Consider the following 15,460-nt stretch of genomic DNA (forward strand, 5'->3'; position numbering starts at 1 on the left):
TATGAGTTACGAAAAGCCTTTTATCACATATGCAGTTTCTCTTCATTTTACTCAGGATGTAAATGAAATCATTTTTAATACAATGTCCTCAATCGCAGAACAGACTGGCAATGATTTTATGATCAAAAACAAGGTTCCGCCACATGTGACAATCGGCGCATTTCACGGAACAAAAGAAACAGAAGAGAAACTGATTCAGATTGTTAAAGACTTTTCCAAAACACAAAAGTCCGGCGTAGTGAGATTTACAGAAATCGGAAACTTCAACAACAAGGTCCTTTTCCTCAAGCCTGCAAAAGACGACTTTCTTTCTACAATAAATGATGAACTTCACAAAATAGTGCTTCCAGAATTCGAAGCAGGCGAAAACGAATATTACATCCCGGAAATCTGGTTCCCGCACACTACCCTTGCCACAGGCCTGAATCAAACTCAGTTTTCCAGAGCGCTAGAACTCGCAGAAAAAATCACCCTGCCACTGGAAGCAAAAATCCACGACATCGGCTTTTACCAGTGCTCACCGTTCCTGGAATTAAATAGATTTCCGTTATCTTCAAATCTGCCTTAATCAGGTTACCTCGTGCAGCCACTTTCCGCTTAATATTCTGATTACGCCAATAATCGCCTTTACAATCGATTCACTTGAAAGGAATAAGAATATCATTGGAGCTGGAAGATGGAGTACAAAGGCTGCTACATATCCCAAAGGAATCGCAACACCCCATAGAACAACCAGTTCACCGACCGCAGAGAAAACAGTATCTCCGCCTGCCCTGCACACACCGACAATCCAATCCATACAGAAAGAATTGAACGGATAAAGCAGAATCAGAATCATAAGAATCTGAGTTGCCATCTTAATTATTTCAGGTTCAACATTGAAGAGGAACGGCAGTAATTTAGAAAGTGGTAACAGAAAGATTCCAACGGCCGTCCCAATCAAAGGCATAAACCACATTGAACGCAGTGCATATGCGCGGGCTTCATCAAGTTTCTTTTCACCGATTCGTTTTCCAATCAGAACACCCATTCCGTTTCCAAAGCCCATACAGAATACCCATGTCAGCTGACTGATAGTTCCCGTAATACTGTAGGCAGTAAAAGCATCTGTTCCTGCATGAGCATAGATTCCGTTGTATACAGAAGTTCCAAGCCCCCAGAAAGTTTCATTGATAATAACCGGAAAAGCAATCTTTATATATTTGAAAACAAAACTCCAGTCAAAGCCCAGAAGTTCACGGAGCTTACCACTGATTTCATATTTGTGAGAATATGACCAGCTTACAAGAATTATAAGTTCAACAACACGGGCAAACACAGTTGCAATTGCAGCCCCCTTAACACCCAGATGAGCAATAAAAATCAAAACATAATTTGCACCGGCATTTGTAAACAAAGAAACTGACGTACAAACGAGCGGTAGTTTAACACGCTCTGTACTTCTCAAGGCCAGCGTAATAGAAAAACTGATAGCCGTAGGAATGTAAGACAAACACGCCAGACGAAGATATTCACCGCCAACCTTTACAACCTCAGGATCCGGAGAATAAATACCAATCAGTTTATTCGGAATAAAAATTCCAAGAATAGTAAAAACAACAGAAACAAACAGCGCAATCAAAGTCATCAAACCTAATGACTTTCTGATTCCCTTAATATCTTTCTTTCCCCAGAACTGAGCGATAAAAACTCCGCCGCCAGAAGTAATTCCAAAAAGAATCATATTGAGAATAAAAAAGATCTGATTGCCAAGCCCTACCGCTGCAATTTCAACACTTCCAAGCCGCCCGATCATAACAGTGTCGAGCATGTTTACAAAGTTCTGTAAAAGCGCCTGAAGAGAAATTGGAATTGCGATTGCCACAAGTGATGAGTAAAAGCCTTTAAGTTTCATATCGCACTATTATGAGGATTATTGTGAAAAAATCAATCTTTTCGATTACAGTTGTACTTTAATGAAATCTAGTATCCCATAGTTCCATCTATAGATTCATCATTTTCAACCCAGGATGAAACTTCAATAGTTTTATATTCTTCGTGATTCAGTCTAATTACAACAGTTTTTATACCAGCATTGATTACCATTCGCTTACACATAGAACAGCTGTTTGCATTTTTGATATAAGATTTGTCGCTTACTTCAATACCAGTCAGATACAAAGTCGAGTCAATCATTCTGTCTCTAGGAGCCGAAATAATCGCATTAGCTTCTGCATGAACACTGCGGCAAAGTTCGTAACGCTCACCACGCGGAATATTCAGTTTCGCCCGAATACAATAACCAAGGTCCGTACAATTTGCCCGTCCCCTTGGCGCACCCACATAACCCGTCGAAACAATTTCATCATTCTTTACGATAATCGCCCCATAATGTCTGCGCAAACATGTGCACCGTTTAGAAACCTCCTCCGCAATATCAAGATAGTAATTTGTTTTGTCTCTTCGTGTGTCCATTTTTTTCTCCTGGCCCGACTCGTAATATTCATATAGTATAACACAGATTTTTATTTAGGGAGTTTCAATTTCAAATTTTTATGATGAAGGGGAAAGTCTTCCCCTCGCTCCAGCCCGCTGCGCGGTCTTCCTCTACCCCTTCTCCTAGGGGGACACCCCCTAAAACCCCCGCCGCATCCCATAACAAACCGCACATTGTATAACACACTCTCTACTTATTATAATAAAACCAACAATAGTAGAGAGAAAAATCTAAAAGTCTGGAGATTTGAAAATGAAGAAATCAATTATCACAACCTTCCTTCTAGTTTTTACGAACCTCTTATTTGCCAATGAATATGAAATAAAAACAGTTCAGGAATATAATAACGACAAAAACCTTATTTCCATAAGGCCATCAGAAAAAGTTGTCCCACAGGATGATGAAACCGGCAATCGTTTATTCATAAATGATAATGGAGATTTTTTTATTTATAACTGGGACAAACTTACAACCTTTAATCTGGCAGATAAAACCCATCTTCCTGAAAAAGAATATAAATATGACTTATCAGATTTACCATGTCTTTATGGATTACACAGAGTAAGCAGTGATTATTTATATTATTCGTGGACATATACTTCTTATCTGGCAGTAAACATTAAAACTGGAAAGCGAAAATTTCAGGTTAGCATAAATGATATTTTTTGGGATGATTTTGTTTACTATGATGAATCAACAGATATTTTGTTTTTCCGTGATTCAAACAAAGCTATGCATAGTATAGTTCATCCGGGAATGAATGATGAAGAAATAGAGTCCATCGCAATTCATCCAAGCGGCGACATCTACATCCTCCGCATAAACTGGCAGACAAACAAGCACACCCTTTACTGCATAGAAAACACCTGGGATCCACAGTGGCGCGAGCAGTGGTACAAAGAACATCAAAAGAACTAAGGTAGCAAAAATGAAAAAGAAACTTTTACTTACAGCAACCATTTTCTCCATGAGTCTTTTCTGCTTTGCGCAGGAAGTTGAAAGATTATTTCAAACCAGCGAAATAAAGCATCATGAATCACTAACTTCTGAAAGCCCGTTTGGAATATATGTTGATGAGGTAACTGATAATATCGAAATAATGAATGGTAACTGGGATGGAGGTACACGCATCTCTCTAAACGGTAATCATGAATCTGAAACGATAAATGATTTTACTTCGTTCTGGGCATCAGCATCTATTAGATTAGAGAATAAAATTATAAGTTTTTCTGATTCATTAATTACAATTCAGGAAAACAAAAACATATTTGTAAAAATAAAAAATGAATGTGCTAATGGAATTAGTTTTATCCTGAAAAAAGGAAACGGATATATTGTCTATTATGTTGACGAGTCAGGCTATCCCGGAGCCGTAGATACAACCAGTCGAATTTATTCAAGTGAAGAAGCAATGGCATATCTTAAAGAATATGACCCCGAAAAATATAGGCAAAGCGAAAAAAGGGCAGCGGAGCTGGAACTCTATAATGATTTTATCTGCAATCGTATCTTAATTTGGGGAGAAACATATTATACTGTTAAAAATGATTCATATATTTTAAATGGGTTAATTCAGTATGACAAAAATGGATATGGCTATCAATTATCATTTGATTATGAAAGTACAGAGTTATGTATTGTAAATCCAGAAGGAAAAAGAAATATGCTCATACAAATTGATAATGGCTATAAACATCTACTTAAGAATGAATATTCAGGTCTTTCATCCAGCTGGTATGTTGGATATGGTGGTAACATCTACTATTATATGGCGGGTGAAGCTTACACCGAAGTTTTCCGCATCCGTCGCACCTGGGGTGATCCAGATTTTTATGCTATGGCCATCAACGGGTACACAGACGACTCTTACGGCCAGTACGTAAACAAGATTCTTCCAACCTTGAGCAAAGCAGAACTCCGCCTTTTGCGGAACACAATATTCGCAATTTACGGCGTTCATTTTAAGAGCGCAGACCTTTCCGCTCATTTCGCAAAACAAGTCTGGTACACAGATGAAGGCAAAACCTCCGGCGAAATCACACTACCAGCCCATCGCCAGAAGCTTGTTGAAATGATACAAAAGTTAGAGAAATAATTAGAATATATCTGGAGATAAAAGAAATGAAAAAACTTATTTTATCAGTAATATTTTTACTAAACACCATTTTTATTTTTGCTCAAAAATTTGAAGTCACCAAAGAAATTAAATTCGGACAGCCAATCAAATATTATGAAAACTGGGATCCAGTAGAAGGTGGAAATCCTGGTATTTATCAGATGCAAAGCTGGAAAAATCAGTTGATTCTATTTGATACAGATAATCATTTTTATTTTAATTTAGAGAATCCAAATCAGAAAAGGGAATATAAGTCTTTATATAACATTCTTTCTTTTTCCCAGAATGATGAGATACTTGTTTTAGGTGAAAAAGGTTCTATAAATAAAATTGATATCTATACAAAAAGCAAAAATATAACCCAACCAGATTATTCTATTGATTATAGTGATGTAAAAGATAACTTTAGTTTTTCTCTTTATTATACTGAAAATAAACTTTTTTCAAATGGAAATTCTGGTTTGATATATTGGGAGCTTCTTCCAGATGGAAAAACAAAGTTTCATAATGCTACTCAAACAAAACAAGAAATGGAAAATGGTCTTGCTGAACATTTAGGATTAAAAAAAATTGGCTCTCAAAAATATTTTGGTGATAATTGTATCAATGTAAAAAAAGCTCCAAATTTTGCTAATTATTGGAAAAATATAAGTATCAGGAATGAAAAATATGAATGGCTTTCTAAAAGTTTTTCAACTGCGTTTAGCTATGAGGGAACCGATAAAAAAGGTTTATCATATTATTCTGCTATTGGTAATGGCTTTAATATTAATTTATCAACTCATCCAGAAATACCATATGAATTTATTGTAGCAGTATTAGATCCTTGGACTTATGAAGTTTATATATGCGAGTTACCTGCTGGGGATTGGAATCCTGTTCGCAATTCAAACGGTCTTATTGCAATGAATAGTTCTTGTATAGATTTTGAAGGAAATTTTTATTTGACCGACTGTAACAAAGAAAAAGGCTGTTATGAAATTAAAAAGCTCAGTAATGACTGGATAAAACAATATGATTTCTATAAACGAGAAATCGGAATCATGAATACAAATCACATTCCACTTCAAAATGAAGCAAAACTTTCAGCTGAAAATAATGGCTATAATTTTGATCATGAATATCTGTGGATATTAGAACACCAAAACGATTGGTGCAAAGTTCGTAAAGTAGACGGCCGCGAAGGTTGGGTAGAAACCAAATACATCAATTTTGATAATCAGGATTCAGCTTCATCAACAAACGTAGCTGTAAGCAAAGTAATGACTTGCAACGACAATCTTCGCCTTCGTTCTCAGGAAGCAACATCAAGCAGTGTAATCACAACCATGCAAAAAGGTACAAAAGTCAAAATCCTGAAACTTGGTAAAGCAGAAACTATCGATGGCATAAACAGCAACTGGGTACAGGTAGAAGTTCTTTCCGGTGCAAAAGACAAAGACGGTAAAGAAATAAAACCAGGCACCACAGGCTGGTGCTACGGCGGATATTTGGATTAAGGTTTGAATATGAAAAGAACAATTTTACTTATGGCAATTATTTTCTCAATGAGTCTTTTCTGCTTTGCGCAGGAAGTTGAGAAACTTGGTGAAATACAAGATATATATTATAGGGATGGTGTCGCAGGTGGCCCCGGAAGTCCAAATGAGCTTGCCGTAAATGAAGTTGATAACACGATAAAAATCATTAATAGCACATCTGATTATACTTATTATGATTTGACTACTCTGGAAGGTATTAAAAAAACTGAATATAGGAATACCTTTGCTTTGATGCAAATAGAATTGGGAGATTTCGATATAAGTTACTATAGCGATGTGTTAATTCTGGAAAAAGACAATGAACAAATTCAATATATAGCTGGATATGAAAATATCTTGTCTGGAATCAGTTTCATTCTCAAAAAAGATAATGGCTACATAATTTATTATGTCAACGAATACGGATATCCAAATGCCGTAGATACCACCGGTCGTATCTATTCATCTGAAGAGGCTATGGGATATCTGAAAACTTATGACCCCGAAAAATATGCCCATAGCGAAAAAAGGGCAGCGGAACTCAAGCTCTACAATGATTTTATTCGTAATGATGTTCTTATTTGGGGTGACACTTATTATTCAACTTACGATATTTTAACGGATTTTTGGAAACCAGAACAATATTTATATGGAAAAACTGACGGAGCCATTTTATATGATGAACAAGGAAATGGTTATGGTGCTAATATCCGGTTTGAAGGTATAAACAGTAATATCTGCATAAATGACACAAATGGAAAAAGAATTGCAAGAATTTTATTGCAAGACTATTCCAACATATTGTCCGATCCTGATGTTTATAATCATTTATTTGTATCAAGCTGGTACGTAGGCTTCGGCGGCAACATCTACTACTACATTGCTGGCGAAGAATACACCGAAGTCTTCCGCATCCGCCGCACCTGGGGAGAGCCGGACTTCTACGCCATGGCAATAAACGGCTACACGGACGACAATTACGGCAAATACGTTGATGAAATCCTGCCGACTTTGAGCAAAGCCGACCTTCGCCTTTTGCGCAACACAATCTTTGCAATTTACGGCGTTCATTTTAAGAGCGCAGACCTTTCCGCGCATTTCGCGAAGCAGGTCTGGTACACGGATGAAGGCAAAACATCCGGTGAAGTGACGCTTCCGGCACACCGCCAGAAGCTTGTGGAGATGATACAAAAGCTGGAAAAGCAGTAGCTATAATCCCAAAAGAAAATCTGTGATTCCAATAATTGTAAAGCCGTTTTCATCTTTTGTTTCTTTGACAGGACGGTTGATTACTATGATTTTTTTTATCTGGTCGTTCAATAGGATAAATGGGCGGACTTCGCGTTTTTTTGTTTGTGCATCCGATATGTTGTCGGTAATCTGAAGGTATATTGTTTCGTTGCCTTTTGTTGCCATAAAATCAACTTCGTAAGTTTTTCTGACGCTTTTTCCGTTTTCGTTTTTTTCTACAGAATCAAAACAGCCGACATTCACATTGTAACCGTGGTAAACAAGCTCATTGTAAACAATGTTTTCAAGAATCTGTCCTTCATCTGGATACATAAAATCAAGTCTGGCATTGCGAAGCCCTGTGTCGCAGAAATAATACTTTCGGGTAGAATTGATGAAATTCCTGCCTTTTAAATCGTATCGTTTGGCTTCACGGATTATGAAAGCATCTTCGAATGCCTGAATGTAAGAAGAGACCGTTTCTTTGCTGATTTTTTCTTTTCGCTTTGAATGAAAAGTATTGGAAAGCTTTTCGGCATTAACAAGTTCTCCTGTGCATGTAGCAAGAATTGTGCATAATTCGTCTAGAGCTTCTTCGCGACGGAGCTTTTTTCGTTCAAGGATGTCCTTAAAATATGTTGTCTTGAAAAGTTCCTTAAGGTAAGTTTCTTTTTCATCGCGAGATTTTAAAACTGCAAGTGGCATGCCTCCGTGCTGCATATATTCATACAGGGCTTCTGATTTTTCCATTTTAGTCCAGTCACAGAATTCTGCAAATGAAAGTGGCTGAAGATGAATTTCTGTAGCTTTATCACGAAATTCTGTCACAATGTCACTTGAAAGCATTTTAGAATTTGAGCCGGTAATATAAAGATCAATGTTGCTTTCGTGAGAAAGCCCAAGCGTTACATCTATAAATGAAATTACTTCGGAATCTTCTTCTTTTGCAAGAACGGTTTTTCCGTCTGTTAAGTCAGGATTTACAATCGTGTAGACACGTTGGATTTCGTCAATGAAAACATAGAACTGCCGTCTTTTGTCGGAGCATTTTGAAAGAATGTATTCATTTAATGTAAGGGGATTTCGGTAAGCCGCATTTTTTGCATCATCAAGTTCAAGAATTATTATGTTGTCTTCTTTAACACCTTCATTTATCAGATGAGTTCTATAAAGTTCTTTAAGGAGATAGGATTTTCCGCATCGCCGTATGCCAGTAATAACTTTAGGAAAGCCGTCATGTTTTGCATTTATAAGCTGATTGAGGTATTTTGGACGATTCGGCATTGATTTTATTCTCCTTTTTTGTAGAATTCTACAGAATTGTCGATTAGATAATAGAGCATATAGTGATAGTTTTCAATAGAGAAATAAAATTTATGCGCTATTTAGTGAAAATTGCTAAATCTGATTTTTGTTATTGAACGAATAACATAATTGGGATAGGCTAGGTGTTGAATTATTTAGGAGTACAGGAAAATGAAAAAACTGGTAGTTTCAATACTGTGCATGATGATTTTTGGCGCAATATTTGCAGATGACTATAAGCTTGAAAAACTGCACGAGTTCGAAAATAAGAAAGAAAACGGATATCTCTTTATAAGGTCTAACGATATGTTAGGAGCTTACGAAGATGTTACCGGGAATTCCCTGAAGATAGATTCAGACGGCAAAATCTATGTATATCAAGAAGATACAAGGGTTGTATATACTCTGGACACAGCGGATTATTCTTTGAAAAACAGAAAAGATTTTGGCCTGTTCCCTGGAACAGCCTTTTTGTCTGTGGACAAGGGCTTGTTGGGCTTTCAGGTTTATGAAAATGGAGTTTGTATAATTGACGAACAAACAGGCAAGAAAATCGTTGATATCGAGAATCTGAGCACAATTATCCGAGCCTCTTATTATTCAAAAGAAAATAACGTATTTTTATATGTAGATTATAATTCCGCCATTCACAGCATAATTAATCCGGGGGTGAGCATTGAAGAGAACAAAAAAAATTACAAAACCCCAGATCAGACGATAAGGCTTTTTTCTAAAAACAGCGAATATGGCAAAAAAGGACTTTTGATAGAGGACGATGCATTGTATATAAACGGAGTTGTTTATTATTGGTATGGTATACAGGTAAATGGATATATGTTCTATACTTCAGATGCCCCAAATATCTATTTATTCAAGAACAATGAGCTGATAAAAACTATGAAAGTATATTCTGAAAATGAACAATTAGAATCGGTGGCTGTTCATCCTTGTGGCGACATCTACATTCTGCGCATGAACTGGCAGACAAACAAGCATTGCCTTTATCGCATCGAAAACACCTGGGATCCAGAGTGGCGCACACAGTGGTATAAAGAACATTCTATAAAATAGTAATGATGTGCATAATGAGGTAAAAAAACATGAATATAAAAATCACAAATACAATTACCACAGAAGAATATTTAGGATTACGACAGGCTGTTGGCTGGAGTGTATTTCCGGCTGAACAGGCTGAAGGTGGATTGCAAAACTCTCATGTAATTTGTTTCAGAGATAATGATAAAGCGGTCTCACTGGGACGAGTAATCTGGGATCATGGATATTCTGTTCTTATTGCAGATGTGATTGTTGCTCCCGAATATCAGGGAAAAGGACTCGGCCGAAAACTGATGGAAGCAATCATGGAATATATCCGAAGCCTTCTTAAACCCGGCTATCGAATTATGATTTCGCTGATGGCCGCCGAAAACAAACAGGGCTTTTACAAAAAGTTCGGCTTTATCGAAAGACCAAGCGATTTGTTCGGTCCTGGCATGCATCAGTGGATTGAATATTAAATGGACTACAGTTATATTTTTCGATCGGCAAAAATTAAGAAAGACTCTCTGAAAGCGACTGGTTTTACAACAAGCGATGACAACAGTTATGAAATGGGAGTGCCAGTTTCCAACGGTTCATTCAAAGCCGACATCACTTTAGTGCTTTCCGACCAGACACTCACCGTCCAGCTTTTTGATTCTGCAACCGGCGAAAAATATCCGCTTTTTGATATCCCTTCTCACGGCGCATTTGTAGCTTCATTACGCGAAGAAGTCCAGAAGATTATTGATGACATTAAAACAAAATGTTTTGAGTCAAATGATTTGAAAGATGATTACATCGCCTGGATTAAATCAAAATTTGAAGCAGAGCCTGATTACCCGTGGCCGGATGATGCGCCCTACTCTTTTGTCTTCCGCTGTCCGAATGAAAAATGGTTTGCACTTGTTATGAGAATTAAATACCGCCAGCTCGCTCTCACAGGCGATGAAAACGTCTGGGTTGTAAATATGAAAGCCGACCAGGATGCCATCCCGAATCTCATAGATCACAAATCAATCTTCCCCGCCTGGCATATGAATAAGAAACACTGGATTACAATTCTGCTCACTGCAGTAACTGATTTCAATAAGCTGTGTGAACTAACAGAAAAGAGTTTTACGCTTGTGAATAAAGCATAAATCCGAATCCGATATACTATAAGCTCTTTTCTTCTTCCAGAATCAGTTTAACATTGTACTTTTCAATGTCTGATAATTTGTCTTCTGAAAAGTTTTTATCTAATGGGTAATAGCCTTTATATTTTCCATCTATTTCCTTAAAGCCAAACCATCCGTATTCTGCACATTCGACTTCAAACAATTCAATTAAATCTTTTGATTTAAAAGGATAGCCATTAAAAGCATAGATTGCGTTTCTGAGCAAGCGTAACTGAGGCTTTGTATACCAGAATAAACTCTGCTTAGTCAATTCCACGTTGCAAGGAACAAATCTCTTTTTTTGCAGAACTCTTGGACCTGTATCGCCAAAAATATTACCCATCACAATTGTAATGCATTTTGTGTATTCATCCGGTTCAATATTTGTATAAACAGCTTCCCAAACATTGTCACTGACTCTTTTCATTGAACCTTCTTCTGGAAGTGCAAGCTGAATTGGAGAAGAATAGATGAGATTACTCTGGATTCTTACTGTCATCTTTCCAATCGCATTTTTCCAGCTGGAACCGGTGCCATAAAGATACTTTGCTATATTGTAGGATGGAGCTTCGCGACCATAAGTAGCTTTATATGAAATTCTGGTTTTTGTTGTCTTCTTAGAAGGAAACTTAATTGTTCTTACATATGCATTTTCAAGTTCTGTAGGTTCATTTGAACTCCAGTTCTTCTTAATCGGGTAATCGGTATAACTGGTTTCAACATCATTAGTCCAGCATTTGAAATCAGAAATTGTTCCTTCTCCTCCAATTCCTAAACAGAAAAAAGGAAAACCGATTTCGAGACTGATATCTTTCCCGGTATTGTAAAAAGAGAAATCAACAGTAATTTCGTAATCCTTAGGATTTAATACAATGTTTATGATTTCCTCAGACATTTCGACATCAACATTGCCTTCCTTAGTAGGAACAAGTTGGCCGCCTGCCATAAAGAAATAAGTATCGTTTGCATAAAGGCTGAAAACCGAAAATAAAAGGCTAAATAATATAATAATTTTTTTCATAATTTTTTTTAACTCCATTTTTTAATATATAAAATCGAACCTAAACTGTCTATCTATTCTCTAAACAGATCCGTAACATGGAACTGAGTTAAATCTTTTACAACCTCTGCAGCAATAATCATTCCTGCAACCGAAGGCACGAAGGCATTGCTGCCGGGAGTCTGTTTTTTTGGAGAACCTTTGCGGTCAGGTGTAACTCCGGAAGTATCTTCAAAATCAGGATCAGCTTCATCGACCTGCGGAGGAATTGCAGTCTCAGTTGAGAACACAACCTTGAGTCGTTTGATGCGTCGCTTCTTAAGTTCGTTTCTCATAACTCGGGCAAGCGGACACACTGAAGTGCGCGTGATGTCAGCAACCTTGAGCTTAGTCGGGTCAACCTTATTTCCAGCACCCATGCAACTGATAACCGGCTTTTTAAGCGCCTTTGCACGAGTGATGATTTCAAGTTTTCCGGTCACAGTATCAATGCAATCTACAATATAATCGTACTGAGAAAAATCAAACTGATCGGCAGTGTCGGGCATGTAGAAGGTCTTCCATTTTGTTACTTTACAGTCCGGGTTAATGTCATGAATACGCTCTTCGGCAACATCAACCTTGTCCCTGCCGATTGTAGACTGCAGCGCGTAAAGCTGGCGGTTCAGATTTGAAAGACAGATTTTATCATCATCAACAATATCAATTGCACCAATCCCGGAACGAACCAGAGCCTCAACAACATAGCTGCCTACCCCGCCAATGCCAAAAACAATAACACGGGCATTGTAGAGTTTTTCCATATTCTCTTTTCCGAATGTAAGTCTGGTTCGTGCAAACTGATTTGTGTTCATATTAAATTATTTATCAAACTCAGCAGGTTCTGCTGCAGGTACTTTTGCGAGGACATCATTGAACTTATCTTTTGAAGCTCTCTGAGCACGTGCTTCGAGGTAATGCTGAGTTTCAAAAGCGGCAATCTTTTCTGCTACAGCTGATACGATAAACTGATTAATTGAGATATTGTCCTGATTTGCAATATCTTTTACAGCTGTGTGATAAGAATCTGGTAATCTTAAGCTCAGTGTACTCATATTTATACCTCATCATTTGAGTTAATCACTACATTGAGTATATGTAATACATTAAAGTAAGTCAATTTTTAAGCTGGTTTTCTCATTCTACGAATTTCTTGTTGACAAGTTTACTTGGCAGTGTTATAACACTCTTAGTTGCAAAGTATACTTGGCATTGCCGGTGGTTGAGCCAGTCGAAACCACCATAGGAGTTACTATGAAATTACAAACCTTTCGCAAATTTCTTATTACATTCTCAATGCTGCTTTTTCCAGTTACGATTTATTATTTCTCACCCTACCTCATCATTATGGCAGCGATGCAGCATATCATAAACGGAAGCTTTATTGTTTTTACCCTGATGTTTATTCTTGGAATGTTCTTTGGAAGATTATGGTGCGGCTTCCTTTGTCCTACCGGAGGTTTGAGTGAATGCTTTGAACGCTTCTCTCCAAAAAGTCCGAAGCAAGGCTGGCGCAATTATCTCAAATATGGAATCTGGGTAATCTGGCTTTCTGGACTGATTATCTGCCATGTACTGGGAAAAGGCGATTACACGATTCAGCCATTTTTTATGACTGATCATGGGATTTCAATCTCGAACATTTACAGCTATGTAATTTACTATGGAATTGTAATTTTGTTTCTGATTCCAGCAATCATTCACGGAAAACGGGCTAACTGCCACTACATCTGCTGGATGGCACCCTTTATGATCATGGGGTATAAGGCAGGACGTCTGCTTCATCTGCCACAACTGAAAATTAAAACAAAGCACGAGAACTGCATTGGCTGCGGTGCCTGTAACAAAATGTGCCCAATGAGTCTTGATGTAAAAAATTTAGTTGCCGACGTAAAGCATGACGAGCTTCGCAACGCCGAATGCATCCTCTGCGGAGAATGTATTTCGACTTGTCCTAAAAAGGTTTTAAACTATAAAATTACAAATAAATAAGGAGCAACCGCTAACGCGGAGTTTATAAGGAGAACGAAAAATGACAAAAGAAGAAATCCTTGAACAAAGCAGAAAAGAAAACAACGATAAAGACGTATTTGATTTAGAGGTTCAGAAAACAGCGGCCACAGCAGCATTCTTTTCTTCATTCGGATTGTGTGCTTTTGTTTCAATCCTCAGCTGGATATTCACAAAGCGAGTAAGCGTTCAGTGCTGGATGATTTTCTTCGGTATGCTCACAGTTGCTTTTTGCGTAAAGTTTTTCAAGATGAAAAAACTGCATGAACTTTTTGTTGCGCTCGGCTATCTTGCCATTTTTATTTTGCTGACAGCAGTATTCATTCTGCAGCTGACAGGCCGCCTTTAAGGAGATTTAGAATGAATGACACACTTGTTTTAAAAAATCATCTTAAAGAAATCCGAAGTGAAAAAAATCTTTCTCAGAATGCACTTGCAGAAATGGTAGGCGTTTCGCGCAACACAATCAGTTCCATAGAAACCGGCCAGTTCTGCCCTACAGCAAAGCTCGCCCTGATTTTATGCGTTGCGCTCGATAAGAAGTTTGAAGAGATTTTTTATTTTTAAGAAGGGGAAAGCCTTCCCCTGTCTCCAGCCCGCAAGCGGTCTTACGCCACCCCTTCTAACGGGGGCCAGCCCCCGTAACGCCCCCTAAAATTATCTGTACAATTACACAGTTATATTGCGTGTTATTTTTTTATCTAAATACATTTCATACAAAATATCACCATCAAAGCCTATAATTGATATTTCATACTCTTTATTATCTTTTGTTTTAAGTCTTAACTTTGATAGCCCTGTTCTTTTTCTCAATTTTTTAATTTCTGTAATTTCAGAAAATGGTACATAAAGATTCAGAAAGTGAAAACCATCTTTATCTATGTATTCATATTCAAGATCCGAATGCTTTATTCTTCTGAATGACAAAATAAAAGCAAATAATGATATTGTAGCTAACAAACCTGTAATACCCAGAAATAAATAAATAAAATAGCCTTTAGATCTTTCTACATAAAGGTTTAAAAAGCATAATGATGAACCCAAAAATATAAACAATACATCTCTTTTAGTGTTTTTATGTCTTTCTGTAATATGAATAAATCGTTTAGAGTTTTCAAATTCCAGGAATTTCTTATTGTAAATATTTTCAATGCTGTTATTAAAAAAGTATTCCAGGAGTTGAGCTATATTTTTATCATGAAATACTTTTATTGTTTCTTTTGGAAATTTAAATGAAAATACAGGCTTACTTGCATTCTCTGATACTAACACTTTCTCCAGTTCATCAAATAAATATGTTTGCGTTCTAAATAATTTTTTTATAATCAGAGAATCATTATCTATTTTATATTTATACCAGATATATCTTTTTTCTATTATTATGTAAGGAATTGCACAAAGAAAAAGAATTGAAAACGCAACCGGATATAGTTTTTCGACAAATCCAAATACAGACAAAGCTGGCATAATAATCAAGCAAAGCAAGTAAATTATCTGCTCTTTTGTTGTATAACCAATGTATTTTTTCATTTTTTACTCCAGATACGCTGCAGAATCTTGTACAAA

Annotated in this window: 18 protein-coding genes; 11 read left to right on the forward strand and 7 right to left on the reverse strand. The window is 37.0% G+C overall.

Annotated elements, in window-relative coordinates; genetic code table 11:
* The first annotated feature begins 1 nt into the window (after nt 1).
* Complete coding sequence (locus BMY21_RS05230) at nt 2-568, forward strand: 2'-5' RNA ligase family protein (RefSeq protein WP_074641544.1); 567 nt, start codon at nt 2-4, stop codon at nt 566-568.
* On the opposite strand, the gene BMY21_RS05235 is transcribed toward BMY21_RS05230, so the two are convergent.
* Entirely contained in the window at nt 569-1,894 is a 1,326-nt protein-coding gene (locus BMY21_RS05235; protein WP_074641546.1) for an MATE family efflux transporter, read from the reverse strand.
* Between the two features lie 68 nt (nt 1,895-1,962).
* Complete coding sequence (locus tag BMY21_RS05240) at nt 1,963-2,454, reverse strand: deoxycytidylate deaminase (RefSeq protein ID WP_074641547.1); 492 nt, start codon at nt 2,452-2,454, stop codon at nt 1,963-1,965.
* A gap of 274 nt (nt 2,455-2,728) precedes the next feature.
* Between BMY21_RS05240 and BMY21_RS05245 the strand changes: the two genes are divergently transcribed.
* Genes BMY21_RS05245 through BMY21_RS05260 form a run of 4 tightly spaced genes read left to right on the forward strand, consistent with a single transcriptional unit; the run spans nt 2,729 to nt 7,321 of the window.
* Nucleotides 2,729-3,394 (forward strand): hypothetical protein, encoded by a 666-nt coding sequence (locus BMY21_RS05245; protein ID WP_074641549.1) that lies wholly within the window; start codon nt 2,729-2,731, stop codon nt 3,392-3,394.
* 10 nt (nt 3,395-3,404) lie between these two features.
* A complete protein-coding gene (locus BMY21_RS05250) occupies nt 3,405-4,571 on the forward strand; it encodes a YARHG domain-containing protein (protein ID WP_074641551.1) in 1,167 nt (388 codons plus the stop codon).
* A gap of 26 nt (nt 4,572-4,597) precedes the next feature.
* A complete protein-coding gene (locus BMY21_RS16030) occupies nt 4,598-6,091 on the forward strand; it encodes an SH3 domain-containing protein (protein WP_074641553.1) in 1,494 nt (497 codons plus the stop codon).
* Between the two features lie 9 nt (nt 6,092-6,100).
* The gene (locus BMY21_RS05260) at nt 6,101-7,321 is read left to right on the forward strand and encodes a YARHG domain-containing protein (RefSeq protein ID WP_074641554.1); all 1,221 of its coding nucleotides are present in this window, start codon (nt 6,101-6,103) and stop codon (nt 7,319-7,321) included.
* Here BMY21_RS05260 and BMY21_RS05265 read toward each other — a convergent pair whose 3' ends face one another.
* Nucleotides 7,322-8,626, reverse strand: coding sequence for an ATP-binding protein (locus tag BMY21_RS05265; protein ID WP_074641556.1), 1,305 nt, complete (start codon nt 8,624-8,626; stop codon nt 7,322-7,324).
* A gap of 192 nt (nt 8,627-8,818) precedes the next feature.
* Between BMY21_RS05265 and BMY21_RS05270 the strand changes: the two genes are divergently transcribed.
* Genes BMY21_RS05270 through BMY21_RS05280 form a run of 3 tightly spaced genes read left to right on the forward strand, consistent with a single transcriptional unit; the run spans nt 8,819 to nt 10,827 of the window.
* A complete protein-coding gene (locus BMY21_RS05270; RefSeq protein WP_074641558.1) occupies nt 8,819-9,718 on the forward strand; it encodes a hypothetical protein in 900 nt (299 codons plus the stop codon).
* Nucleotides 9,719-9,747: 29 nt separating this feature from the next.
* The gene (locus tag BMY21_RS05275; RefSeq protein WP_074641559.1) at nt 9,748-10,164 is read left to right on the forward strand and encodes a GNAT family N-acetyltransferase; all 417 of its coding nucleotides are present in this window, start codon (nt 9,748-9,750) and stop codon (nt 10,162-10,164) included.
* Complete coding sequence (locus tag BMY21_RS05280; protein WP_074641561.1) at nt 10,165-10,827, forward strand: MmcQ/YjbR family DNA-binding protein; 663 nt, start codon at nt 10,165-10,167, stop codon at nt 10,825-10,827.
* A gap of 16 nt (nt 10,828-10,843) precedes the next feature.
* On the opposite strand, the gene BMY21_RS05285 is transcribed toward BMY21_RS05280, so the two are convergent.
* Genes BMY21_RS05285 through BMY21_RS05295 form a run of 3 tightly spaced genes read right to left on the reverse strand, consistent with a single transcriptional unit; the run spans nt 10,844 to nt 12,939 of the window.
* Nucleotides 10,844-11,866 carry a YARHG domain-containing protein gene (locus BMY21_RS05285; protein WP_074641563.1) on the reverse strand — a complete coding sequence of 341 codons (1,023 nt, stop codon included), beginning with the start codon at nt 11,864-11,866 and terminating at the stop codon, nt 10,844-10,846.
* A gap of 53 nt (nt 11,867-11,919) precedes the next feature.
* Nucleotides 11,920-12,699 carry a tRNA threonylcarbamoyladenosine dehydratase gene (locus tag BMY21_RS05290; protein ID WP_074641565.1) on the reverse strand — a complete coding sequence of 260 codons (780 nt, stop codon included), beginning with the start codon at nt 12,697-12,699 and terminating at the stop codon, nt 11,920-11,922.
* 6 nt (nt 12,700-12,705) lie between these two features.
* Nucleotides 12,706-12,939 (reverse strand): DUF6290 family protein, encoded by a 234-nt coding sequence (locus tag BMY21_RS05295; protein WP_074641567.1) that lies wholly within the window; start codon nt 12,937-12,939, stop codon nt 12,706-12,708.
* A gap of 199 nt (nt 12,940-13,138) precedes the next feature.
* On the opposite strand from BMY21_RS05295, the gene BMY21_RS05300 reads away from it, so the two are divergent.
* The 3 genes from BMY21_RS05300 to BMY21_RS05310 are packed head-to-tail and all read left to right on the forward strand — an operon-like array spanning nt 13,139 to nt 14,461.
* Nucleotides 13,139-13,876 carry a 4Fe-4S binding protein gene (locus tag BMY21_RS05300; protein ID WP_074641569.1) on the forward strand — a complete coding sequence of 246 codons (738 nt, stop codon included), beginning with the start codon at nt 13,139-13,141 and terminating at the stop codon, nt 13,874-13,876.
* Nucleotides 13,877-13,916: 40 nt separating this feature from the next.
* Entirely contained in the window at nt 13,917-14,243 is a 327-nt protein-coding gene (locus tag BMY21_RS05305; RefSeq protein WP_074641571.1) for a DUF6442 family protein, read from the forward strand.
* 11 nt (nt 14,244-14,254) lie between these two features.
* Entirely contained in the window at nt 14,255-14,461 is a 207-nt protein-coding gene (locus BMY21_RS05310) for a helix-turn-helix transcriptional regulator (protein ID WP_074641572.1), read from the forward strand.
* 102 nt (nt 14,462-14,563) lie between these two features.
* Here the strand turns inward: BMY21_RS05310 and BMY21_RS05315 are convergent, their stop codons facing one another.
* Nucleotides 14,564-15,424, reverse strand: a complete 861-nt coding sequence (locus BMY21_RS05315) for a hypothetical protein (RefSeq protein WP_074641574.1) — start codon at nt 15,422-15,424, stop codon at nt 14,564-14,566.
* Nucleotides 15,425-15,460: the final 36 nt, after the last annotated feature.

Source organism: Treponema bryantii, assembly GCF_900111035.1.
GTDB classification, from domain to species: domain Bacteria; phylum Spirochaetota; class Spirochaetia; order Treponematales; family Treponemataceae; genus Treponema_D; species Treponema_D bryantii_C.

Coding starts and splice junctions, on each gene's coding strand:
- BMY21_RS05245 (WP_074641549.1), top strand. CDS start 2,729: ATGAAGAAATCAATTATCACAACCTTCCTTCTAGTTTTTACGAACCTC.
- BMY21_RS05300 (WP_074641569.1), top strand. CDS start 13,139: ATGAAATTACAAACCTTTCGCAAATTTCTTATTACATTCTCAATGCTG.
- BMY21_RS05285 (WP_074641563.1), bottom strand. CDS start 11,866: ATGAAAAAAATTATTATATTATTTAGCCTTTTATTTTCGGTTTTCAGC.
- BMY21_RS05280 (WP_074641561.1), top strand. CDS start 10,165: ATGGACTACAGTTATATTTTTCGATCGGCAAAAATTAAGAAAGACTCT.
- BMY21_RS05270 (WP_074641558.1), top strand. CDS start 8,819: ATGAAAAAACTGGTAGTTTCAATACTGTGCATGATGATTTTTGGCGCA.
- BMY21_RS05305 (WP_074641571.1), top strand. CDS start 13,917: ATGACAAAAGAAGAAATCCTTGAACAAAGCAGAAAAGAAAACAACGAT.
- BMY21_RS05235 (WP_074641546.1), bottom strand. CDS start 1,894: ATGAAACTTAAAGGCTTTTACTCATCACTTGTGGCAATCGCAATTCCA.
- BMY21_RS05315 (WP_074641574.1), bottom strand. CDS start 15,424: ATGAAAAAATACATTGGTTATACAACAAAAGAGCAGATAATTTACTTG.
- BMY21_RS05260 (WP_074641554.1), top strand. CDS start 6,101: ATGAAAAGAACAATTTTACTTATGGCAATTATTTTCTCAATGAGTCTT.
- BMY21_RS05290 (WP_074641565.1), bottom strand. CDS start 12,699: ATGAACACAAATCAGTTTGCACGAACCAGACTTACATTCGGAAAAGAG.
- BMY21_RS05265 (WP_074641556.1), bottom strand. CDS start 8,626: ATGCCGAATCGTCCAAAATACCTCAATCAGCTTATAAATGCAAAACAT.
- BMY21_RS16030 (WP_074641553.1), top strand. CDS start 4,598: ATGAAAAAACTTATTTTATCAGTAATATTTTTACTAAACACCATTTTT.
- BMY21_RS05275 (WP_074641559.1), top strand. CDS start 9,748: ATGAATATAAAAATCACAAATACAATTACCACAGAAGAATATTTAGGA.
- BMY21_RS05250 (WP_074641551.1), top strand. CDS start 3,405: ATGAAAAAGAAACTTTTACTTACAGCAACCATTTTCTCCATGAGTCTT.
- BMY21_RS05310 (WP_074641572.1), top strand. CDS start 14,255: ATGAATGACACACTTGTTTTAAAAAATCATCTTAAAGAAATCCGAAGT.
- BMY21_RS05230 (WP_074641544.1), top strand. CDS start 2: ATGAGTTACGAAAAGCCTTTTATCACATATGCAGTTTCTCTTCATTTT.
- BMY21_RS05240 (WP_074641547.1), bottom strand. CDS start 2,454: ATGGACACACGAAGAGACAAAACAAATTACTATCTTGATATTGCGGAG.
- BMY21_RS05295 (WP_074641567.1), bottom strand. CDS start 12,939: ATGAGTACACTGAGCTTAAGATTACCAGATTCTTATCACACAGCTGTA.